The sequence below is a fragment of the Massilia paldalensis genome (assembly GCF_044901715.1).
In the GTDB taxonomy this organism is placed as follows: domain Bacteria; phylum Pseudomonadota; class Gammaproteobacteria; order Burkholderiales; family Burkholderiaceae_D; genus Telluria; species Telluria paldalensis.
In genome coordinates this window covers 694,280-716,119 of the sequence record NZ_JBJCIU010000002.1, presented here as the reverse complement: position 1 = coordinate 716,119, position 21,840 = coordinate 694,280, and the positions used below count along the sequence as shown (strand labels likewise).

Annotated in this window: 17 protein-coding genes; 5 read left to right on the top strand and 12 right to left on the bottom strand. The window is 67.3% G+C overall.

Annotation, left to right across the window (positions count from 1 at the left end; all coding sequences use genetic code 11):
- Positions 1-2: 2 nt before the first annotated feature.
- From cysD to cobA, 3 genes are read left to right on the top strand one after another with little or no spacing between them, the layout of a single operon-like run.
- Complete coding sequence (gene cysD / locus ACI1V7_RS12895; RefSeq protein ID WP_404532149.1) at positions 3-956, top strand: sulfate adenylyltransferase subunit CysD; 954 nt, start codon at positions 3-5, stop codon at positions 954-956.
- A complete protein-coding gene (locus ACI1V7_RS12890; RefSeq protein WP_404532148.1) occupies positions 956-2,284 on the top strand; it encodes a sulfate adenylyltransferase subunit 1 in 1,329 nt (442 codons plus the stop codon). The genes cysD and ACI1V7_RS12890 overlap by 1 nt, the downstream gene beginning before the upstream one ends.
- Positions 2,285-2,306: 22 nt before the next feature.
- A complete protein-coding gene (gene cobA / locus ACI1V7_RS12885) occupies positions 2,307-3,029 on the top strand; it encodes a uroporphyrinogen-III C-methyltransferase (protein ID WP_404532147.1) in 723 nt (240 codons plus the stop codon).
- A gap of 87 nt (positions 3,030-3,116) precedes the next feature.
- On the opposite strand, the gene ACI1V7_RS12880 is transcribed toward cobA, so the two are convergent.
- The 4 genes from ACI1V7_RS12880 to lptF all read right to left on the bottom strand — a co-directional run bounded on the left by ACI1V7_RS12880 (position 3,117) and on the right by lptF (position 8,782).
- Positions 3,117-5,687, bottom strand: coding sequence for a DUF4214 domain-containing protein (locus ACI1V7_RS12880; protein ID WP_404532526.1), 2,571 nt, complete (start codon positions 5,685-5,687; stop codon positions 3,117-3,119).
- Between the two features lie 349 nt (positions 5,688-6,036).
- The gene (locus tag ACI1V7_RS12875) at positions 6,037-6,438 is read right to left on the bottom strand and encodes a sirohydrochlorin chelatase (protein ID WP_404532146.1); all 402 of its coding nucleotides are present in this window, start codon (positions 6,436-6,438) and stop codon (positions 6,037-6,039) included.
- Between the two features lie 11 nt (positions 6,439-6,449).
- Positions 6,450-7,634 (bottom strand): LPS export ABC transporter permease LptG, encoded by a 1,185-nt coding sequence (lptG, locus tag ACI1V7_RS12870; protein WP_404532145.1) that lies wholly within the window; start codon positions 7,632-7,634, stop codon positions 6,450-6,452.
- Positions 7,631-8,782 (bottom strand): LPS export ABC transporter permease LptF, encoded by a 1,152-nt coding sequence (gene lptF, locus ACI1V7_RS12865; RefSeq protein ID WP_404532144.1) that lies wholly within the window; start codon positions 8,780-8,782, stop codon positions 7,631-7,633. Before lptF ends, lptG begins: the two co-directional genes overlap by 4 nt.
- Positions 8,783-8,841: 59 nt before the next feature.
- Between lptF and ACI1V7_RS12860 the strand changes: the two genes are divergently transcribed.
- Positions 8,842-10,338, top strand: coding sequence for a leucyl aminopeptidase (locus ACI1V7_RS12860; RefSeq protein ID WP_404532143.1), 1,497 nt, complete (start codon positions 8,842-8,844; stop codon positions 10,336-10,338).
- A gap of 95 nt (positions 10,339-10,433) precedes the next feature.
- Here the strand turns inward: ACI1V7_RS12860 and ACI1V7_RS12855 are convergent, their stop codons facing one another.
- From ACI1V7_RS12855 to ACI1V7_RS12845, 3 genes are all read right to left on the bottom strand, one after another.
- Positions 10,434-10,889, bottom strand: a complete 456-nt coding sequence (locus ACI1V7_RS12855) for a hypothetical protein (RefSeq protein WP_404532142.1) — start codon at positions 10,887-10,889, stop codon at positions 10,434-10,436.
- Between the two features lie 229 nt (positions 10,890-11,118).
- Positions 11,119-11,319, bottom strand: a complete 201-nt coding sequence (locus ACI1V7_RS12850) for a DUF1653 domain-containing protein (RefSeq protein WP_404532141.1) — start codon at positions 11,317-11,319, stop codon at positions 11,119-11,121.
- Positions 11,319-11,669, bottom strand: a complete 351-nt coding sequence (locus ACI1V7_RS12845; protein ID WP_404532140.1) for a phiTE_015 family protein — start codon at positions 11,667-11,669, stop codon at positions 11,319-11,321. The genes ACI1V7_RS12850 and ACI1V7_RS12845 overlap by 1 nt, the downstream gene beginning before the upstream one ends.
- A gap of 466 nt (positions 11,670-12,135) precedes the next feature.
- Between ACI1V7_RS12845 and xth the strand changes: the two genes are divergently transcribed.
- The gene (xth, locus tag ACI1V7_RS12840; protein WP_404532139.1) at positions 12,136-12,900 is read left to right on the top strand and encodes an exodeoxyribonuclease III; all 765 of its coding nucleotides are present in this window, start codon (positions 12,136-12,138) and stop codon (positions 12,898-12,900) included.
- Between the two features lie 42 nt (positions 12,901-12,942).
- On the opposite strand, the gene ACI1V7_RS12835 is transcribed toward xth, so the two are convergent.
- From ACI1V7_RS12835 to prpB, 5 genes are all read right to left on the bottom strand, one after another.
- The gene (locus ACI1V7_RS12835; protein WP_404532138.1) at positions 12,943-15,480 is read right to left on the bottom strand and encodes a sensor domain-containing protein; all 2,538 of its coding nucleotides are present in this window, start codon (positions 15,478-15,480) and stop codon (positions 12,943-12,945) included.
- Positions 15,481-15,608: 128 nt separating this feature from the next.
- On the bottom strand, positions 15,609-16,796 hold the full coding sequence (gene prpF, locus ACI1V7_RS12830; RefSeq protein WP_404532137.1) for a 2-methylaconitate cis-trans isomerase PrpF: 1,188 nt from the start codon (positions 16,794-16,796) through the stop codon (positions 15,609-15,611).
- Positions 16,797-16,932: 136 nt separating this feature from the next.
- Complete coding sequence (acnD, locus tag ACI1V7_RS12825) at positions 16,933-19,533, bottom strand: Fe/S-dependent 2-methylisocitrate dehydratase AcnD (RefSeq protein WP_404532136.1); 2,601 nt, start codon at positions 19,531-19,533, stop codon at positions 16,933-16,935.
- 63 nt (positions 19,534-19,596) lie between these two features.
- Positions 19,597-20,742 (bottom strand): bifunctional 2-methylcitrate synthase/citrate synthase, encoded by a 1,146-nt coding sequence (prpC, locus tag ACI1V7_RS12820; RefSeq protein WP_404532135.1) that lies wholly within the window; start codon positions 20,740-20,742, stop codon positions 19,597-19,599.
- A gap of 12 nt (positions 20,743-20,754) precedes the next feature.
- Positions 20,755-21,645: a methylisocitrate lyase gene (gene prpB / locus ACI1V7_RS12815; protein ID WP_404532134.1), complete on the bottom strand. Its 891-nt coding sequence runs from the start codon at positions 21,643-21,645 to the stop codon at positions 20,755-20,757.
- Positions 21,646-21,840 lie beyond the last annotated feature (195 nt).

Sequence of the window (21,840 nt, the reverse complement as noted above, 5' to 3'; positions counted from 1 at the left end):
CCATGACGACTATCACTGACAACCCGGATACGCTGCGCGACGACAAAATAAGCAAGGTCAACGCGCGCCACCTCGACGCCCTGGAATCGGAAGCGATCCACATCCTGCGCGAGGTGGCGGCCGAATGCACGAATCCGGCGCTGCTGTTCTCGGGCGGCAAGGACTCGGTGGTGCTGCTGCGCCTCGCCGAGAAGGCCTTCCGCCCCGGCAAATTCCCCTTTCCCCTCGTGCACATCGACACGGGCCACAACTTCGACGAAGTCATCGCCTTCCGCGACGCCCGCGTGGCCGAGCTGGGCGAGCGCCTGATCGTGGGCTCGGTCGAGGAATCGATCAAGAAGGGCACCGTACGCCTGCGCAATCCGCAGACGGACTCGCGCAATGCCGCGCAAGCCGTCACGCTGCTGGAGACCATCGCCGAGTACGGCTTCGACGCCTGCATCGGCGGCGCCCGCCGCGACGAGGAAAAGGCCCGCGCCAAGGAGCGCATCTTCTCGTTCCGCGACGAATTCGGCCAGTGGGACCCGAAGGCCCAGCGTCCCGAGCTGTGGGACTTGTATAACACCCGCGTGCACCCGGGCGAGAACATGCGCGTGTTCCCCATCTCGAACTGGACCGAGCTGGACGTGTGGCAGTACATCGCCCGCGAAAAGCTGGCCCTGCCCTCGATTTATTTCGCCCACCAGCGCGACGTCATCCCCCGCAACGGCCTGCTGGTGCCGCTGACCCCGCTGACCCCGGCGCGCGAGGGCGAGCAGGTCGAGACGCAGACCGTGCGCTTCCGTACCGTGGGCGACATCTCCTGCACCTGTCCGGTGGCCTCGGATGCATCGACCGTCGGCGCGATCATCGCCGAGACGGCGATCACGCAGGTGACGGAACGCGGCGCGACCCGGATGGACGACCAGACCTCGGAAGCGTCGATGGAAAAACGCAAGAAGCAAGGATATTTCTGATGAACGCACTGACCGAACAACTCGACGACCAGCACGACGGCCAGGCCGGCCTGCTGCGCTTCATCACCGCCGGTTCCGTCGACGACGGCAAGAGCACGCTGATCGGCCGCCTGCTGTACGACAGCAAGGGCATCTTCGCCGACCAGCTGGCCGCCGTGTCGCGCTCCAGGCACAAGCGCACCGTGGGCGACACCATCGACCTGTCGCTGCTGACGGACGGCCTGGAAGCGGAGCGCGAACAGGGCATCACGATCGACGTCGCCTACCGCTACTTCGCCACGCCCAAGCGCAAGTTCATCATCGCCGACACGCCGGGCCACGAGCAGTACACCCGCAACATGGTGACGGGCGCGTCGACGGCGGATGCCGTCATCATCCTCGTCGACGTGTCGAAAGTAAAACTGGGCGATGACGGCTCGGTGGAACTGCTGACGCAGACGAAACGCCACTCGACCATCGCCAGGCTGCTGCAGATCGAACACGTGATCGTGGCCGTCAACAAGATGGACCTGGTGAACTACGACCGCGGCGTGTACGACCGCATCGTGGCCGCCTACGGCGCCTTCGCGCAGAGCCTGGGCCTGAAGGACATCACGGCGATCCCGCTGTCGGCGCTGGCCGGCGACAACGTCGTCGAGCACGGCGGCAACATGCCCTGGTACGAAGGCCCGACGCTGATCGAACTGCTCGAAGGCCTGTCGGTCTACGACGAAGCCCATGCGGCCCCGTTCCGCTTCCCCGTGCAGCTGGTGGCGCGCCACAACGGCCACGAAGCCAACGACTTCCGCGGCTACATGGGCCGCGTGGAATCGGGCAAGGTCGCCGTCGGCGACAAGCTCGTCGTCCAGCCGTCGGGCCACGGCGCCACCGTCAAGGAGATCCTGACCTTCGACGGTCCGCTGCAGCAGGCCGTCGCCGGCCAGTCGATCACGCTGCTGCTGGACGAGTACGTGGACATCTCGCGCGGCGACGTGCTCGCGGGAGCGGCCCAGCCGGCCACGCTGCTCAAGCAGGTGGAGGCCGACGTGTGCTGGATGGCCGACGAGCCGCTCGACCTGCGCCGCAAGTACTGGATCAAGCACGGCACGCGCCAGACCATGGCCAAGGTGACGGGCGTCGACAGCATCCTGGACGTCAATACCCAGCAGCGCCGCGCGCCGGACAATGCGGCGGAAGGGCTCAAGCTGAACGACATCGCGCGCATCCGGCTCACCGTCCAGCAGCCGCTGGCGGCCGACGCCTACGACGCCATCCGCGCCACCGGGGCCTTCATCCTCATCGACGAAGTTACCCACCAGACCGTTGCAGCCGGTATGATTCGGCTTTGACGCAATCGAACGAAGGGGATGTATGTCGGCGCTGGGGAAAGTGTATTTGATCGGAGCCGGACCCGGCGCGGCTGACCTCATCACCGTACGCGGCGCGCGCCTGCTCGCCGAGGCCGAGGTCGTGCTGTACGACGCCCTCGTCACGCCCGAGATGCTGGCGCTGTGCCCGCAGGCCGAGCTGATCTCGGTGGGCAAGCGCTCCGGCCAGCGCTCGACGGCGCAGGCCGTCATCAACCAGCAGCTGGTCGATTGCGCGCGCCGCTACGCGCGCGTGGTGCGCCTGAAGGGCGGCGACCCGATGCTGTTCGGCCGCGCCGACGAGGAATTGCGCGCGCTGGAAGCGGAAGGCATCGCCGTCGACATCGTCCCCGGCATCACCACGGCCGTCGCCGCGGCGGCCGCCACCCGCCAGCCGCTCACCAAGCGCGGCGTGGCGCGCAGCGTCGCCTTCTTCACGTCCAGTACCGCGCCCGACCAGCCGGACCACCCTGCCCTGCCCGAAACCGACACCCTGGTGCAGTACATGGGCGGCCGCGAAGCCGCCGCCACCGCCGAGCGCCTGCTGGCCGAAGGCCGCCGCCCCGACCTGCCCGTCGTCGTGGTCGAGAACTGCAGCCGCCCGGACCAGCGCATCCTGCGCCTGACGCTGTCCACCCTGGCCCACGGCCTCGAGATGGCGCACGGCCCCGTGCTGGTGATGATCGGCGAAGCCTTGCAGCGACGGCCGCAACAGCTGTCGGATTGACCAGCCCAGCTGCGCAATCCGTCACCCCTGCGAAGGCAGGGGCCCAATTTCTTGCATGAGGCACCCTGCGCGGCGACGGCATCCGTATCACGCCCAGGGCGTGAACTCGATCCCGTTCTGGATGCTGCCGATCACCTGCGCCTGGTTCTCCGCACTTTCACTGAATTCGACGAGCACGTCGGCACGGCTGGCGCGGTGCATTGCGTCGACCCAGAAATCGTAGCCCGCCGCATCGGGAGTACGGTGCAGCACGTTCTGGTAGAGGGCGTCCACGAACTGCGCATCGCTCGCGTTCGCGCCGTACAAGCCGACGAATTCGGCGCTGGTGACGAAGGCCTGCGCCACCTGGTGCAGGTCGTTGCCCTTGTCGAGCGAATCGATCCAGTATCCCAGTCCCGCCTTGTCCGGCGTACGGTTGAAGGCGGCCTGGTACAGGCGATAGGCTTCGCCGGCATCGCCCTGAATGTCCAGCGCCACCGTCTTGTCGCTGAACTGGACGCGCTCGACATTGGTCAGCGTGGTCGTGGCGCTGCCGTCGAGGGCCTTGACCACGAAGCTGCCACCGCTCTTGCCGACCGTATAGGCCGAGGCCTTGCCGCCATAAACGACGGTGTCCAGGCCTTCCATGCCGTTCAGCGTCATGGTGCCCGTCGGCGCCGCCAGCTTGTCGGCGCCGACGGAACCGACGACCTTGGACGGCGACGTGCCGGCAGATGTGCTGGACCCGCTGCCGACGGGCGTGCTGGGTGTCGGCGTGCTGGGTGTCGGCGTGCTCGGTGCCGGGGTGCTGACCGCCGGCGCGGGCGCCGTCGTCACCGGGGTGCCGGGCGTGGCGACGGGCTTCGTTGCAACGGGCGCCGAGACGTCGCTCGTGCCGCCGCTCTGGCCGGCGCCGCCGGTTGCCGTGTTCGCGCTGCCGGGCAGCACGCGCACTTCGATGCTGGCATGGCCATCGTCACCCGTGTCGACCCACGCGGCCGCGAAGCCGCCGCCGGGCAGCGCCGTCACGTCCGGGCTGGTCTGCTCGCCGGCGCGCAGCTGGTTCAGCGAGAACTCTTCCAGGTCGATCGCGCTGCCGTCGGCGCCGAAGCGGCGGCCGTAGATGCCGTTGCCGGCGCCGTCGTCGCCCTGCCAGGCGACCAGGAAGCCGCCGTCGGACAGCGCCGTGACGGCGGCATCATAGCGGCCGCCGCCCGATGCCACGTTGGCCTGCACCATGCCGTCCAATGGACGGCCGGCGGCGTCGAAGCGCTGGAAGAAGATGTCGCTGATCGAGAAGCCGCGCTGGTCGTTGTAATAGCTGTCCCAGGCCACGACGAAGCCGCCGCCGGCCAGCACCGTCACGTGCGGCAGCGGGGCCACCGTGGTGTAGCTGGCCGCATAGCCGTCGCCGCTGGCCAGGAAGGCGGCGCCGCCCTTCAGCGCCGCGTATACGTTACCGTCGTTCATCTCGCCCCAGGACACGACCCAGCCGCCGTTCGGCAGCGCCGCGATGCTCGGGCTGTTGGCCGAGGCCAGCATGCCGATGTCCTGCTGCGCGCCGATGAGGGCGCCGTCACGGCCGACCTGCTGCACGTGCACGATGCCGCCGCTGCGCCAGGCCAGCGCGACGCTGCCGTCGGACAAGGCGGTCAGCGCCGGCATGGCGGCGTCGCCCGCCGCCCCGGCATCGACCACGCGCTCGGCGCCGGCCGTGCCGTTGGCTTCCACCACGCGGTAGGCGATCTTGTCCACGCCGCCGGTGGTCACCGCATAGGCCACGACGAAGCGGCCGCCCGCCAGCGCGGCCACGGCCGGCTGGCCCTCGATGCTGGCGTCGCCGTCCGGGGTCAGCGCGAAGGCGCTGCCCAGCGCCGTGCCGCCGGCATCGCGCAGCTGCGCCCACAGGCCGTAGCCGGCGCCGCCGGCCGCCTTGTCAACGCCCTGCCAGACGGCGACGAAGCCGCCCGTCGACAGGGTCGCCAGGGCCGGGCTGGCGCTGTAGCTGCCGCTCGCGGCGCCCAGCTTGGATTCGTTGGACAGGCCCGGGAGCGAATCCGTATTGCCGTCCTTGATCGTGTAGTTCAGCGTGCGCGTCACGCCGGACGTGCTGTTGAACGGCTTGCCGGTGGCGGCATCGATCTGGTAGCGGTCGTAGTAGTGGATGGTCACCGACGCGGCCAGGCCCGTCTCCGGGATCCGGGCCGGATCGGCCACCACGAGGCGCGCGCTGGTGTCGGTCAGGGGATCGTAGGCGATCGAGAACAGGCCGGACACGGACTGGCTGTCGATCACCCAGCGTCCGCCGACCTGGGAGCCCGTGTCGACCGGGGACAGCACGTCGACCACGTTGCCCGCCGCCATCGTCGAGAACACGGTGTCGTTCGCACCCTGCAGGCCGACCGGCTGGGTGTCGGGCACGACCGTGGCATCCTCCGCGACGATGCTGCCGTCGGCCAGCTTGTAGCGCGCCGTGAAGCCGTCCGGGGTCACCGAATCACCGCTCTGCTTGTCCTGGAAACGCCATAGCGTGCCGGCGGCGGCGACATAGGCGCCCTCGCCGTCGACGGGAATCGTGTACGTGGTCCAGGTCTTGCCGGCGTCGACACTGTATTGCAGGTCGCCGCGCGCGGTGTGCTGGCCCAGCAGGCTGGACGCGTCGAAGGCGACTTGGAGCACGTTCAAGTTCGCGCCGCCTGTCGCCATGGAAGTTCCGGCATAACTCCAGGCATAGCTGGTCGAGCCCGGACGGACGTAGAAGAGAGACGAAGGGGTAGGCATGGGATGGTCGTTCGCAAAGGCGCTGGCGGCGGCGCGGGCGCGCTGCCGCATGGATGAACACCATGATTCCCTACGGAAACTGCAAATGCAACAGAGAAATTACTTTTCGTACGGCAATATCACTAAAAACCAACGAAACATTTCTGCGAGTTCAACTGTATTGGCAACTAAAAATGCATCGGATGCAACACAGTTAATGAACAAAGCAGACGATCCGGCCAGCCCAGGGAGGGCTGGCCACGCGGGATCAGGCGGCAGCGGCGCTGCAGTAGGCGGCCATGGCGGCCAGCACGGAGGGGTCTTCGCCGACAGCGGGGACGGTGGTGAAACGGATGGCAGGATGGGTGGCGCGCAGCGCGTCGACCAGTTCCGGCAGGTCGCGCAGCAAATGCCCGCCCTGCCCCAGGAACACGGGCACGATGGTGACCTGGCGCACGCCGGCGGGAAGCTGCGCGACCACGTCGGGCAGGCTCGGCGTCATCAGTTCGAGGAAGGCCAGCGCGACGGTGCAATCGGGGCGCTGCGCGGCCGTCAGTTCGCGCAGGCGCTGGAACGGCGCCGCCCAGCCCGGCGCGCGGGCGCCGTGCGCGAACAGCACCAGCGCCTTGTCCTTGTCCTTGTCCTTGTCCTTGTCTTTGTTCTGGTCCATGGTGGTCTCCATCAATGCCGCTCCACCCATCGTAGCGCGCCGATCGCCAGCAGCAGGAACAGCAGGCTCGGCGCCACGGCCGTCAGGAAGGCCGGCCAGGTCGACAGCATGCCGATGTGCGAGAACAGCGCGTTGATGAGCAGGAAGCTCACGCCGATCATGATGCCGACGAAGATCTTGAGGCTGATCCCGCCGCTGCGCGTGTGCAGGTAGCCGAACGGCAGCGCCAGCGCCATCAGCACGAAGATCGACAGCGGGTCGACCAGCTTCTTCCAGAACGCGATCTTGAAGCGTTCCGTCTCCTGGCGGTTCTCGGCCAGGTGGCGCGTGTACACGGCCAGTTCGTTGGCCGACATGCGTTCCGGATCCGAGCGCGACACCGACAGGATCTTCGGCGTGATCTCCGAGACCAGGTCGAGGTAGGCCACCTTGCGGGTGGCGACGGCCGACGTGTCCTGGCCGAAGGTGTTCTGGATGCTCTGGCCGCGCGGGGCCGGCGCGCCCGGCACCGGCAGCGTGCGGCTGTTGGTGAACAGCGTCTCGGTGACGTCCTCCAGGCGCCAGGTGCCGTTGCCACTGAAGGTGGCGCCGGCCGCCGTGATCAGGGCGCGCATGCGCATATTGGTGTCGAACTCGTACAGGCGCACGTCGACCAGGCGGCCGTCCGGACGGATCTGGCGCGCGTTGAAGAAGCGCGATCCCGTCACGGGGCCGCGCGGGCCGCCGCTGTGCACGGTGTCCTTGGTCCACATGCCGGAACGGAATTCGGCCGACAGCGTGGCGCCCTTGGCGGACAGGCGCACGCGCTCGGCCAGCGGCGCCGTGCGCGGCGTGATCAGTTCGCCGAAGATGAAGGTGATGACGACGAACATGACGCCGATCTTCGCCAGCATGGCAGCCGCCATGCGGGTCGACATCGAGGACGCGCGCATGATCGTGAATTCCGAACTCTGGGCGAACTGCGCCAGCGTATAGATGGTGCCGATCAGCGCGGCCACCGGCATCACCTCGTACACGTGGCCGGGCACCAGCAGCAGCACGTACAGGACCGCGTGCTGCATCATGTAGCCGCCCTTGCCCACCGCGGGCAGCTCGCTGGTCAGGTCCATGAAGGCGATCAGGCCCAGCAGCGCGACCAGCACGAACACCACGGCCTGCGAGATATTGACCAGGAAATAGCGTTGCAGGATCTTCATTGCACGCCCTCCTGCACCGCGCCGCTGGACAGCAGGCGCCGGCGCTTGTAGGCGCTCCACAAGGTGGCCGGATGCCAGCGGTGGTTGACGTTCAGGCGCCACGCGAACAGCACGATCACGGTCACCAGGGCGAACAGGTGCAAGGGCCACCAGGCCATCGCCAACGACAGTTTTTCCTGCTTGACGCTGTTCTCGAACAGCTTGGTCAGGTTGTTATAGGTGAAGAAGATCAGCAAGGCGAGGATCAGGTTGGCGGAACTGCCGGCACGCGGGTTGACGAAGCCGAGCGGGATGGCGAGCAGCATCAGCACGACGCAGCTGAGGGGTGCCGAGACGCGGTAGACCAGTTCGGCGTCGGCGAAGCGGTTGTCCTTGGCGGCCAGCAGCAAGGCCGTCGGCATCGCGGCGGCGGGCGTATCGGCGTCCAGCGTCGCCGGCACCGAGCTGTTCACGCGCATGCGGTAGCGCTCGAATTCCATCGACTGGAAATCGGCCTGGCCGGGCTGGCCCAGGTAGCGCCGGCCATTGCTGAGGACCAGGTATTGCCCGCCCTTGCCGTCCGGCTCGATCACGCCTTCCTTGGCGACGACGACGGAATTGCCGTTCTGCTCGACGCTGTTGACGAACACGTTCTGCACGACGGTGGAACCGCCCGTGCTGCCCTCGACGAAGAACACGCGGTTGGCCGAGGTCGATTCGCGGAACTGGCCCGGCGCGACGCGCTTCAAGTCCTCGCGCTTCTCGAAACGCTGGATGTATTCCACGCTCTTGCTCTTGGCCCAGGGCGTGGCGTAGAACGTCAGCAGGCCGACTGCCACCACGACCGGCAGGCCGGCCGTCAGCACGGGCGCGATCCAGCGCGCCAGCGACTGGCCGGTGGCGAACCACACCACCATTTCCGAATCGCGGTAGCTGCGCGTGATGGTCGCGATCACGGCGATAAAGCTGGTCAGGATGAGGATGGTTGGCAGATAATTCAGCACGGAAAAACCGATCAGCGCCAGCACGTCGCTCGATGCGACCTTGCCGCCTGCGGCCTTGCCGAGGATGGAGATCAGGGTCCAGGTGACGAAGATCGAGAACAGGACGGTGAAGGTGGCGCCGGCCACGCTGGCCAATTCACGCTGTAGGGCGCGTCGGAAAATCATTCGATAGTTATAATTGCAGGTTAGGCAGTACGCGTCGCAAACACGAAACGGAGAATCAAATGGACTTTAGCATAAAAGCATTCGACACAAAAAACACGCTGGCCGCAGCCAAATCGGGCTGCGTCGCAGTCGCGGTGTACGAAAACAAGAAACTGTCGGAGGCAGCGAAAGCCCTCGATGCGAGCGGCGCGATTGCCGCCGCCGTCAAGTCGGGTGACATCTCCGGCAAACCCGGCTCGACCCTGCTGCTGCGCGGCGTGGCCGGCGTGAGCGCGGCGCGCGTGCTGCTGGTCGGCATGGGCGCCGATGACGTCGCGACCGAGAAAACCCTGTCCACTGCCGTGTCCGCTACGCTGAAGGTCTTCGCCTCGCTGGGCGCGCAGGATGCCATTATCGCATTCCCGCTGGAGAATGTGAAAGGCCGCGACGTGGCCTGGGGCGTGCGCGCCATCGTGGTCGCCGCCAACGAGGCCGAGTTCCGTACCGACGGCCAGAAGAGCAAGAAGGATCCCGTCGTCGCCGGCGTGCGCAAGCTGGCCATCGCCGTCTCCGTGTCGACGCCGCAGCTGAAGACCGCGCTGGCGCAGTCGATCGCCGTCGCCAACGGCATGAACCTGACCAAGGAACTGGGCAACCTGTCGCCGAACGTCTGCACCCCGACCTACCTCGCCAACACGGCCAAGAAGCTGGCCGCCGACTTCGGCTTCGACGTCGAAGTCCTGGAGCGCAAGCAGCTCGAGGCCCTGAAGATGGGCAGCTTCCTGTCGGTCACCCGCGGCAGCGAGGAACCGCCTAAGTTCATCGTCCTGAAGCACAACGGCGGCAAGAAGAACGACGCGCCCGTCGTCCTGGTCGGCAAGGGCATCACCTTCGACACGGGCGGCATCTCGCTCAAGCCGGGTCCCGGCATGGACGAGATGAAATACGATATGTGCGGCGCCGGCTCCGTGCTGGGCACCTTCCGCGCGATCGGCGAGATGGGCCTGAAGCTGAACGTGGTCGGCATCGTGGCCGCCTGCGAGAACATGCCGTCGGGCCGCGCCACCAAGCCGGGCGACATCGTCACGGCGATGAACGGCACCACCATCGAGATCCTGAATACGGACGCCGAAGGCCGCCTGATCCTGTGCGACGCGCTGACCTACGCCGAGCGCTTCAAGCCGGCCGCCGTCGTCGACATCGCCACGCTGACGGGCGCCGTCATCGTCTCGCTGGGCCACCACAACTCGGGCATCTTCACCCGCCACGACGACGCCCACGACGCGCTGGCCGAGGAACTCCTCGACGCCGGCAAGCAGGCGGGCGACACCGCCTGGCGCCTGCCGATCGGCGAGCAGTACAACGAGCAGCTGAAGTCGAACTTCGCCGACCTGGCCAATATCGGCACCCCGGGCGGCGCCTCGATCACGGCGGCCTGCTTCCTGGAGAACTTCACCCGCAACTACACCTGGGCCCACGTCGACATCGCCGGCACCGCCTGGAAGAGCGGCGCGGCCAAGGGCGCCACCGGCCGTCCGGTGCCCCTGCTGACCACGTTCCTGATGAATCGCGTGTAATCGCCCTGCCCCTACTTGCCCTGCCCTTTATCGAGGGCACGGCAACAAAAACGGACGCCGCGGCGTCCGTTTCTCGTTGGCGCTTGCAAACGGCGTCAGAACACGACGTTGCCCGGATTGGCCGGCGCGGCGGCCTCGCCGGTCGCGCCGTCGGACGGACGCATCAGCACGGTGAGGATGGCCGGATAGGAAAAGCCGGCGCCGGAGCGGCGGTCGACGTAGTAGCCGAGGCCGGCGCTGATGACGGTGTTGCCGATCAGCTTGTCGGTATCGAAGCGCGAACGCACCTCCTCGCGCGCGGCGACGCCCTGGCGCCGGCAATCGATGCGCAGCGGCTGGCTGCTGCGGTCGACCGTCACGCGTCCGGGCGCCACCACGAACCAGCGGCCGGCATCGTTTTCCAGCACGCAGCCGACACCGGCCAGCTCGCGGTTGTCGAGGATGGCGTGGACTTCCAGCTGCTGCTGGGGAGAATCGCTGAGCGTCGCGCAGCCGGCCGCCATGACGAGCAAGGCCGCCGTGCAGGCACTCCGAATTAGAATCTGGGACATGTCTCTCGGGAACTGTGAAGCGTTCCCCAGTTTACGGCAGGATCGCTGCGGACATGAGAGACGATTGCACAAGACGAACATCGCCAACCGATGCGTTGCCTCAAACCGGGGTCAGAGCCCGGCTCTGACCCCGGCTCTGACCCCGGTTTGAGGAAGCACAGATAAACCGAGTCCGCGCGGGCCGCCGGGATCGCCGGGGCCGCCGCACGGACGGGAATGGGGAAACGCTTCAGGCCTGGTCGGCCGGCGCAAAACGGGGGACTGGAATGCCGCCGCCCTCGGGCGCGACCATCTCGAAAAAGACGTCCCTGGGCCGGACCCAGGTCGTGCCGTCCTGCCCGCGATACACGATCACGGGCGTATGGTCCGCCTCGAGCATGGCTTCGCACACCAGCTCATAGATGCCGCCCTTGTAGTGGCGGTAGCGCATCAGACCTTTTCTTCGGTCGCGGCGCGGCTTTTCTTCTTCAGGCTCTGGATGACCTTGACGATGCCCTCGATGCCTGCGTTATCGTCGAGCTCGCTGAATGCGTCCAGCACCTCATTGAGCACGCGATTGCGCACGGCGGCTTCGTCCGCCAGCATCTTTTGCGGCTGGCCGTCGGCCTGGGCCGCTTTTTGCGGCGCTTCGGCGGCGGCCTTCTGGCCGTGGGCCAGCGCGGCTTGCCAGATCAGCCAGCGGCGCTGGGTTTCGAACACCAGATATTCTTCCGGCTTGTCTTCACGACGCCGGACAATGTGGCCATCGCGTGCGGCCCATGCTTCAAATGCTTGGCGCATTGTTGTCCTTTACTAAAGCTGGTGCAAATCCTGCTGCGGATCCGCGATCATTACACACTGCCACAGGCCAGTCGGCAGAGCCGGCCTGGGCAACCCATCGCAACCTGTTCCCAGGTTTATGCAAAGCAAGGAATCAAGGACGAATTCTTGATCCCAAGGAAATATGCCAATAGTACAAGCTAAGTTGGCCTACTGCAATTTTTTTCTACCGAGAAGGAAACAATACGTAAACGCCTATTGTATTGCTGCGAATGTTACATATTGTCACAGTTCGGGCCGATTGGCTAGTCTTCACTCACATTCTTTATTTGCAGAGCAATTATTTTACGACATCTTTGTTGCAATTAGAGCAAATTCTATGCAATCGTGCTGACATCGGGGTCGCGCGTCATGTTGCAGTAATCCCATACAGACGGGATACTGCACGCCGTTTGCCGGACGGTCCGGCACCTGAACGAACACGACCATGAAAATAGCCACCTGGAACGTCAACTCGCTGAAAGTGCGCCTGCCGCACCTGCTGCAGTGGTTGGACACCAATCCCGTCGATGTGCTCTGCATTCAAGAGACGAAGCTGACCGACGACAAATTCCCGCTTGCCGCCCTCCAGGCGGCCGGCTACGAGGTCGCATTCAGCGGCCAGAAGACCTACAACGGCGTGGCCATCCTGTCGCGCCTGCCGATCGCCGACGTCGTGCGCAACAATCCGCATTATCCGGACGAGCAGCAGCGCCTGCTGGCCGCCACCATCGGCGGCGTGCGCTTCATCTGCGCCTACGTGCCGAACGGGCAGGCGGTGGGCTCGGACAAGTATGCGTACAAGCTGGCCTGGCTGGCGGCACTGCAGGACTGGGTGCGCGCCGAGATGGCGGCCCACCCGCAGTTCGCGATCCTGGGCGACTACAATATCGCGCCGGAAGACCGCGACGTGCACGACCCGGCCGAATGGGCCGGCCAGATCCATTGCTCGGAGCCGGAGCGCGAGGCGCTGCGCGCGCTGTTCGGCCAGGGCCTGGCCGATGCGTTCCGCCTGTTCGAGCAGCCCGAGAAACAGTACAGCTGGTGGGATTACCGCCAGATGGCGTTCCGCCGCAACCGCGGCCTGCGCATCGACCACATCCTGCTGTCGCCGGCGCTGGCGCAGCGCTGCAAGGCGTGCACGATCGACCGCGAGACGCGCAAGTGGGAGCAACCGTCGGACCACGCGCCGGTCGTCGCCGTCATCGACTGAGCCCGCTGCACCGGAGGCGGGCGGCGCATGCCCGCGGCCGCGTCATCCGGCGCGGCCGCCGTCCGCCAGGAACGCGGGGACCCGTTCGCCATCCATCGGCCGCGCGAACAGGTAGCCCTGCGCATAGTGGCAGCCATGGGCGCGCAGCACGTCGAGTTGGCCCGCCGTCTCCACGCCTTCCGCCACCACCGCCATCTGCAAACTCCCCGCCAGCGCCATGATGGCCGCGACGATGGCCTGGTCCTCGCCGCTGGCCTCGAGGTCGCGCACGAAGGCGCGATCGATCTTGATCTTGCGCACCGGGAAGCGCTTCAGGTAGGCCAGGCTCGAATAGCCGGTGCCGAAATCGTCGATGGACAGGCGGATGCCCATGGCGTGGATCTGGCCCAGCGTATCCAGCGTGAGGCCGCCGTGCTGCATCAGCGTCGTCTCGGTGATCTCGAACTCCAGCAGCGCCGGGTCGATGCCCGTTTCGTCGACGATGCGGCGGATCGCCCCGACCAGGCCGCGGTGCATGAACTGGCGCGCCGACAGGTTGATCGCCAGCGGCAGCGCCCGCATGCCGGCACGCTGCCAGGCCACCGCCTGTTCGCAGGCGGCCCGGACCACCCACTCGCCCACCGGCACGATCAAGCCGTTTTCCTCGAGGATGGGAATGAACTCGTCGGGCGATACCATGCCCTGCTCGGCGTCGCGCCAGCGCAGCAGCACTTCCAGGCCCTGCACGCGGCCGTCGCCGGTCGCCACGATGGGCTGGTAGACGAGCTGGAACTCGCGGCGCAGCTGGGCGCCGCGCAAACGGGTCTCCAGCTCGAACCGGCGCTCGGCGGCGCTGTTCATGCGCTCGGCGTAGAACTGGTAGTTGTTGCGCCCGGCCGCCTTGGCCTGGTACATGGCGGTATCGGCCTTGCGCATCAGGCTGGCCACGTCGGCGCCGTGGTCCGGGTACAGGCAGATGCCGATCGACGGCGAGACGTGCAGGCCGCGGCCTTCGAACATGACGGGATCGGCCAGCACCTCGATGATCTTTTCGCCCAGCAGGCTGCACTGGTCGGTGCCGCCCACGCCCGGCACCAGCACGACGAACTCGTCGCCGCCCAGGCGCGCCACGGTGTCGGTCGCGCGCACCACGCGGCACAGGCGCCCGGCCACTTCCTTCAGCAGGTGGTCGCCGGCCAGGTGGCCGAGCGAATCGTTGATCGTCTTGAAGCGGTCCAGGTCGATGAACATCAGCGCCAGCTTGCGCCCATGGTCGCGCGCGTCGTGCAGCGCGCGCTCGATCCGTTCGCCCAGCAGCGCCCGGTTGGGCAATCCCGTCAGCGCATCGTGATAGGCCATGTGGTGCACGCGCGCCTCCGCCTGGCGCCGCTCGGCGATCTCGGCCTGCAGCTCAGCGGTGCGCTCCTGCACCCGCAACTCCAGCTCGTCGCGTGCGTAGCGCAGCGCGTCGGCCGCGTCGCGCTGGGCCGTGCGGTCCTCGACCATCCAGATGATGGTGCCCTGGCCGCGCTCGCCCGGATTGACCGCGTAGCCGATCATGCTGACCCACATGGGCCGGCCGTCGCTGCGCACCATCGTGGTCTCGGTCTTGAACGAGCGGCCCTCGCCGAGCGCGGCATAGGCCTTCAGGCCCAGCGCGCGGAACGCTTCCTCGCCCGCGTACAGCACGCGCGTGGACAAGCCGGCCGCCGCGCCCGGCGCATAGCCGAACATCGCGGAAAAGCAGCCGTTGTGGCGGCCGATCACGCGGCCGCGGGTGAAGAAGATGGCGATCGACGCGTTGGTCATGATGGCCTGCACCTCGATCGAGGCCTGGCGCGCCTCGGTCACGTCTTCCAGGATCCACACGGTACCCGCTTCGCGATTGCGGGTGTCGACGGCCTTGGCGCGGATGCGGCACCAGATCGTCGTGCCGTCGCGCCGGCGCAATGGCACTTCGGCCTTTTCGAACCGGCGGCCGGCCATGAGCTCGGGAATCGCCTCGGCCTTGAAGGCGTCGTAGTCGGCGCGCGAGACGAATACCTCGGACGGGCTGCGGCCGATCATTTCTCCCGGCGCCAGGCCCAGCATCTCGGCGATGCGCGGATTGCAGGACTTGACCAGGTCCGGCAGCGTGACGACGATGCCGACCGGCGCGTGCGCCAGCACGGCCGCATGCTCGAGCGCCGTCGCGAGCGTCGCCGCGGGCGCGGGCAGCACCTGGCCGGGGCAGGCCCTGGCGCAGGGATCGGGCGCGTCGTGAAACACGAAGGTGGCGCCCTGGATGCGCGCGGCGGCGGACAAGGGCCGGGCCCGCACTTCCACGGCCAGGTCCTGCCCGGCGCAGTCGAGCAGCGCATGCCAGCGCCGTTCTCCGGACAGCGAGCGGCGCATCTGGGCCGCCGCCGCGCCCGCCGTGCGGGCGGCGAACAGGGACAGCATCGGCCGCCCTTCGAGGCGGGCGCGGTCGACCCCGACCAGGCTTGCCAGCGCCGCATTGGCCGCCCACACCATGCCCTGCCCGTCGCAGGCGCAGGCCGGCGCCGCGATCAGCGCCAATGCCTCGGCCACGAAGGCCGGTTTGCTCCTTACGCCATCCATCCCTCGTCCCATTCAGGGGCTTCTGCAGAAGCCTTGTTCGTATGGAATAGATGATAACTTACATTCAGTTCAATTTATCAAAGTGAAAATAAACTTTCCTGGCCGACGCAAGACCACGACGCAGGGCGTCAGGCATCGCCCGGCACCCGCACCCAGCCTTCCATCAGCACGCGCGCGCTGCGGCTCATCGCGGCCTTGGTGACGATCCAGTCGCCCCCTTCCTGGCGCGCCTCCGCGCCCACGCGCAAGGTGCCGGAAGGATGGCCGAAACGCACCGCGTCGCGGGCGCGCCCGCCCGCCGCCAGGCTGACCAGCGTGCCGGGGATCGCCGCGGCGGTGCCGATCGCCACCGCCGCCGTGCCCATCATCGCGTGGTGCAGCTTGCCCATCGAGAGCGCGCGCACCAGCAGGTCGACGTCGCCCGCCTCGACCCGCTTGCCGCTCGACGCCGTATAGCCTGCCGGCGGCGCCACGAAGGCGACCTTGGGCGTGTGCTGGCGCCGCGCCGCCTCCTCGACGTGGGCGATCAGACCCATGCGCAGCGCGCCGTGGGCGCGGATCGCCTCGAACATCGCCAGCGCCTTCGGGTCGCCGTTGATGGCGTCCTGCAGCTCCGTGCCCGTGTAGCCGATGTCGGCCGCGTTGACGAAGATGGTCGGGATGCCGGCATTGATCAGGGTCGCCTTGAGCGTGCCGATGCCCGGCACCTCCAGGTCGTCGACCAGGTTCCCGGTCGGGAACATGGCGCCACCTCCCTCTCCTTCTTCCGCGGCCGGGTCCATGAATTCCAGCCGCACCTCGGCCGCCGGGAAGGTCACGCCGTCGAGCTCGAAGTCGCCCGTCTCCTGCACCTGCCCATCGGCGATCGGCACGTGGGCGACGATGGTCTTGCCGATGTTCGCCTGCCAGATGCGGATGGTGGCGGTGCCGTCGCGCGGGATGCGCTCGGGCGCAATGAACCCGGCGGCGATGGCGAACGGGCCGATGGCGGCCGACAGGTTGCCGCAATTGCCGCTCCAGTCGACAAAGGGCTTGTCGATGGCGACCTGGCCGAACAGGTAGTCGACGTCATGGCCCGCGCGCGTGCTCTGCGATGCGATCACGGTCTTGCTGGTGCTGGACGTGCCACCGCCCATGCCGTCGATCTGCTTGCCGTAGGGGTCGGGGCTGCCGATCACGCGCAGCAGGAGGCGGTCGCGCGCCTCGCCCGGCACCTGCGCGGCCTCGGGCAGGTCCTGCAGGCGGAAGAACACGCCCTTGCTGGTGCCGCCGCGCATATAGGTAGCGGGAATTTTAATCTGAGGTACGTAGGTCATAAGCGTTGGCTCCACCCGTCGTCCCTGCGCAGGCAGGGACCCAAGTTGCACGCAGGCCGACGGCGCACGCGACATTGGGTCCCTGCCTGCGCAGGGACGACGTTCAAAGGTTATCGTTTCAATCGCGCAGCGGTGGTCACGCGGCCGCCTTGTTCGACGCGAGGAAATCCTGCGCGAAGCGCTGCAGCACGCCGCCCGCTTCGTAGATCGACACCTCTTCCGCCGTGTCGAGCCGGCACGTCACCGGCACCTCGACCGTCTCGCCGCTCTTGCGGTGGATGACGAGCGTGAGCGTGGCGCGCGGCAGGCGTTCGCCCACCACGTCGAAGGTCTCGGTGCCGTCGATGCCCAGCGTGATGCGCGTGGTACCCGGCTGGAATTCCAGCGGCAGCACGCCCATGCCGACCAGGTTCGTCCGGTGGATGCGTTCGAAGCCCTCGGCCACGATCGCTTCCACGCCGGCCAGGCGCACACCCTTGGCGGCCCAGTCGCGCGAGGAACCCTGGCCGTAGTCGGCGCCGGCGATCACGATCAGCGGCTGCTTGCGCTCCATATACATCTCGATCGCTTCCCACATGCGGGTGACCTCGCCTTCCGGCTCGATGCGGGCCAGCGAACCGGCCAGCACGTGGCCGTCGGCGCCGCGCACCATCTCGTTCTTCAGCGTCGGGTTGGCGAACGTGGCGCGCTGCGCCGTCAGGTGGTCGCCGCGGTGCGTCGCATACGAATTGAAGTCTTCTTCCGGCAAGCCCATCCTGGCCAGGTATTCGCCGGCCGCGCTGTCGGGCAGGATGGCGTTCGATGGCGACAGGTGGTCGGTCGTGATGTTGTCGCCCAGTACCGCGAGCGGGCGCATGCCGGTCAGCGTGCAGGCGCTGGCCAGCGCGCCTTCCCAGTACGGCGGACGGCGGATGTAGGTGCTCTGGGGACGCCAGTCGTACAGCGGCGACACCGCCTCTTGCGCCTGTTCGCGGCGCGCGAACATGATGTCGTAGACCTTGCGGAACTGCTGCGGCTGGACGGCCCGCTCGACCACCGCGTCGATCTCCTCGTCGCTGGGCCAGAGGTCGGCCAGGCGCACCGGGTTGCCGGCGCCGTCCAGGCCCAGCACGTCCTTCTCGATGTCGAAGCGGATCGTGCCCGCGATGGCATAGGCCACCACCAGCGCAGGCGAGGCGAGGAAAGCCTGTTTCGCATACGGGTGGATGCGGCCGTCGAAGTTGCGGTTGCCGGACAGGACGGCCGTCGCATACAGGTCGCGCGCCACGATCTCCTGCTGGATCGCGGGGTCGAGCGCGCCCGACATGCCGTTGCAGGTGGTGCAGGCAAAGGCGACGATGCCGAAGCCCAGCTTGTCGAGTTCCTGCTGCAGGCCCGCCTCTTCCATGTACAGCGCCACGGCCTTGGAGCCGGGCGCCAGCGAGGACTTCACCCAGGGCTTGCGCAGCAGGCCCTTCTCGTTCGCCTTCTTGGCCAGCAGGCCGGCCGCGACCATATTGCGCGGATTGTTCGTATTGGTGCAGCTGGTGATGGCGGCGATGATGACGGCGCCGTCCGGCATGCGGCCCGGCTCGTTCTCGACGACGCCGGCGATGCCCTGCGCGGCCAGCTCGGACGTCGGCACGCGCCGGTGCGGATTCGAGGGGCCGGCGATGTTGCGCACCACGCTCGACAGGTCGAAGCGCAGCACGCGCTCGTACTCGGCGTGGTGCAGCGTGTCGGCCCACAGGCCCGCTTCCTTCGCGTACAGCTCCACCAGGCGCACCAGCTCGTCGTCGCGGCCCGTGAGCTTCAGGTACTTGATGGTCTGCTCGTCGATGGCGAACATGGCGGCGGTGGCGCCGTATTCCGGGGCCATGTTCGAGATCGTCGCGCGGTCGCCCAGCGTCAGGCTGGCGGCGCCCGCGCCGTAAAACTCCAGGTAGCTCGACACGACCTTGGACTTGCGCAGGAATTCCGTCAGCGCCAGCACGATGTCGGTGGCCGTGATGCCCGGCTGCGGCTTGCCCGTCAGCTCCACGCCGACGATGTCCGGCAGGCGCATCCAGGAAGCGCGGCCCAGCATCACGCTTTCCGCTTCCAGGCCGCCCACGCCGATGGCGATCACGCCCAGCGCGTCGACCATCGGCGTGTGCGAGTCGGTGCCCACCAGCGTGTCCGGGAAGGCGACGCCGTCCTGCACCTGCACGACGGGGCTCATGCGCTCCAGGTTGATCTGGTGCAGGATACCGTTCCCCGGCGGGATCACGTCGACGTTCTGGAACGCCTTCTTCGTCCAGTCGATGAAGTGGAAGCGGTCCTCGTTGCGGCGGTCCTCGATGGCGCGGTTCTTCGCGAACGCGTCCGGGTCGAAGCCGCCGCATTCGACGGCCAGCGAATGGTCGACCACGAGCTGGGTCGGCACGACGGGATTGACGAGGCGTGGGTCGCCGCCCTGGGCGGCGATGGCGTCGCGCAGGCCGGCCAGGTCGACGAGGGCAGTCTGGCCCAGGATGTCGTGGCACACGACGCGCGCGGGGAACCAGGGGAAGTCGAGGTCGCGCTTGCGCTCGACGAGCTGCCTGAGCGACGGCACCAGGGCCTGCGGCTCGCAGCGGCGCACGAGGTTCTCGGCCAGCACGCGCGAGGTATAGGGAAGCTTGTCCCAGGCGCCCGCCTCGATGTCCTCGACGGCGCTGCGCGCGTCGAAGTAGGCGAGATCGGTGCCCGGGAGAGGTTTGCGGTAGGCGATGTTCATGGTTGCTTGCTCCCCGTCGTCCCCGCCTGCGCGGGGGCGACGGTGTTTTAATATTCCGTGTGATTACTTCCGTTCCGCCAGCGGCACGAACGCGAGGTCTTCCGGCCCCACGTAGTTCGCGCTCGGGCGGATGATCTTGTTGTCGATGCGCTGCTCGATCACGTGCGCGGCCCAGCCGGAGGTACGCGAGATCACGAACAGCGGCGTGAACATGGCCGTCGGCACGCCCATCATGTGGTAGGAGACGGCCGAGAACCAGTCCAGGTTCGGGAACATCTTCTTCACTTCCCACATCACGGATTCCAGCCGCTCGGCGATGTCGAACATCTTCATCGAGCCACCCTGCTGGGACAGCGTGCGCGCCACTTCCTTGATCACCTTGTTGCGCGGGTCCGAGATCGTGTACACGGGGTGGCCGAAGCCGATCACGACTTCCTTGTTGGCCACGCGGTTGCGGATGTCGGCTTCCGCCTCGTCCGCGTTCTCGTAGCGCTTCTGGATGTCCAGCGCCACCTCGTTGGCGCCGCCGTGCTTCGGCCCGCGCAGCGCGCCGATCGCGCCCGTGATGGCCGAGTGCATGTCGGAGCCGGTGCCGGCGATCACGCGCGCCGTGAACGTCGAGGCATTGAACTCGTGCTCGGCGTACAGGATCAGCGAGGTGTGCATCGCCTTGACCCACTCCTGCTGCGGCGCGTGGCCGTGCAGCAGGTGCAGGAAATGGCCGCCGATCGAATCGTCGTCCGTCTCGACCTCGATGCGCTTGCCGTTGTGGCTGAAGTGGTACCAGTACAGCAGCATCGAGCCGAACGAGGCCATCAGGCGGTCGGCGATGTCGCGCGCGCCGGCCACGTTGTGGTCGTCCTTTTCCGGCAGCACGCAGCCGAGGGCGGAGACGCCCGTGCGCATCACGTCCATCGGGTGCGCGCCGGCCGGCAGCGCTTCCAGCGCGGCCTTGACGGCCTGCGGCAGTCCCCGCAGCGACTTCAGCTTGGCCTTGTAGCCGCGCAGCTCGCCGCTATTGGGCAGCTTGCCGTGCACGAGCAGGTAGGCGATCTCCTCGAATTCGCAGGCGTCGGCGATGTCCAGGATGTCGTAGCCCCGGTAGTGCAGATCGTTGCCGGAACGGCCCACCGAGCACAGGGCGGTATTGCCGGCGGCGACGCCGGACAGGGCCACCGATTTCTTCGGCTTGAAGGTTGCTTCGGTCATCGTTCGTCTCCTTTATTTGGCTTTGTTCTGGGCGAACAGCGCGTCGAGCTTCTGTTCGTAGCGGTGGTAGTCGATGCGATCGTACAGTTCGGCGCGCGTCTGCATGGTGTCGACGACGCCCTGCTGGGTGCCGTCGCGGCGGATCGCCCCGTACACGTGCTCCGCCGCCTTGTTCATGGCGCGGAAGGCGGACAGCGGGTACAGCACGATGTCGACGTCGGCGCCCTTCAGCTCCTCGACCGTGAACAGCGGCGTCGCGCCGAATTCCGTGATGTTGGCCAGGATCGGCACCTTGACGGCTTCCTTGAAGCGCTTGTACATGTCCAAGCTCGTGATCGCCTCCGGGAAGATCATGTCGGCGCCCGCCTCCACGCAGGCGACGGCGCGCTCGACGGCCTTGTCCAGGCCCTCGACCGCGAGCGCGTCGGTGCGCGCCATGATCACAAAGTCCTCGTCCGTGCGCGCATCGGCCGCGGCCTTGATGCGGTCGACCATCTCGTCCTGGCTGACGATCTCCTTGCCCGGACGGTGGCCGCAGCGCTTGGCGCCGACCTGGTCCTCGATGTGGCAGGCGCCGGCGCCGGCCTTGATCAGCGAACGCACGGTGCGCGCGACGTTGAAGGCGGAGGCGCCGAAGCCCGTGTCGACGTCGACCAGCAGCGGCAGGTCGCACACGTCGGTGATGCGGCGCACGTCGATCAGCACGTCTTCCAGGCCCGAGATGCCCAGGTCGGGCAGCCCCAGCGAACCGGCGGCGACGCCGCCGCCGGACAGGTAGATGGCACGGTAGCCGGCGCGCTGGGCGAGCAGCGCATGGTTGGCGTTGATGGCGCCGGGGACTTGCAGCGGATGTTCTTCCTGGACGGCGCGGCGGAAGGCGGCGCCAGCGGAGCGGATGGTCATGGTGTCCTTTCGTGGAACGCGGTTATGCACGGTACTTGACCATGACATCGCAAGTAGCGTGCCAACGCATGGGAACCAGGGATTTGGTGGATTTTCAAGCACTTGCGTGCCGAACGGGATGCGCTGGAACAGCGACGGCGTTTCAAATGCGTTTCAACGTGAAACACCAGGGATGATTGCAACCCCAAAAGCGTC

Coding starts and splice junctions, on each gene's coding strand:
- prpF (WP_404532137.1), bottom strand. CDS start 16,796: ATGACCTACGTACCTCAGATTAAAATTCCCGCTACCTATATGCGCGGC.
- cysD (WP_404532149.1), top strand. CDS start 3: ATGACGACTATCACTGACAACCCGGATACGCTGCGCGACGACAAAATA.
- prpC (WP_404532135.1), bottom strand. CDS start 20,742: ATGACCGAAGCAACCTTCAAGCCGAAGAAATCGGTGGCCCTGTCCGGC.
- ACI1V7_RS12860 (WP_404532143.1), top strand. CDS start 8,842: ATGGACTTTAGCATAAAAGCATTCGACACAAAAAACACGCTGGCCGCA.
- acnD (WP_404532136.1), bottom strand. CDS start 19,533: ATGAACATCGCCTACCGCAAACCTCTCCCGGGCACCGATCTCGCCTAC.
- lptG (WP_404532145.1), bottom strand. CDS start 7,634: ATGAAGATCCTGCAACGCTATTTCCTGGTCAATATCTCGCAGGCCGTG.
- lptF (WP_404532144.1), bottom strand. CDS start 8,782: ATGATTTTCCGACGCGCCCTACAGCGTGAATTGGCCAGCGTGGCCGGC.
- ACI1V7_RS12875 (WP_404532146.1), bottom strand. CDS start 6,438: ATGGACCAGAACAAAGACAAGGACAAGGACAAGGACAAGGACAAGGCG.
- ACI1V7_RS12835 (WP_404532138.1), bottom strand. CDS start 15,480: ATGGATGGCGTAAGGAGCAAACCGGCCTTCGTGGCCGAGGCATTGGCG.
- prpB (WP_404532134.1), bottom strand. CDS start 21,645: ATGACCATCCGCTCCGCTGGCGCCGCCTTCCGCCGCGCCGTCCAGGAA.
- ACI1V7_RS12855 (WP_404532142.1), bottom strand. CDS start 10,889: ATGTCCCAGATTCTAATTCGGAGTGCCTGCACGGCGGCCTTGCTCGTC.
- xth (WP_404532139.1), top strand. CDS start 12,136: ATGAAAATAGCCACCTGGAACGTCAACTCGCTGAAAGTGCGCCTGCCG.
- ACI1V7_RS12850 (WP_404532141.1), bottom strand. CDS start 11,319: ATGCGCTACCGCCACTACAAGGGCGGCATCTATGAGCTGGTGTGCGAA.
- ACI1V7_RS12890 (WP_404532148.1), top strand. CDS start 956: ATGAACGCACTGACCGAACAACTCGACGACCAGCACGACGGCCAGGCC.
- cobA (WP_404532147.1), top strand. CDS start 2,307: ATGTCGGCGCTGGGGAAAGTGTATTTGATCGGAGCCGGACCCGGCGCG.
- ACI1V7_RS12845 (WP_404532140.1), bottom strand. CDS start 11,669: ATGCGCCAAGCATTTGAAGCATGGGCCGCACGCGATGGCCACATTGTC.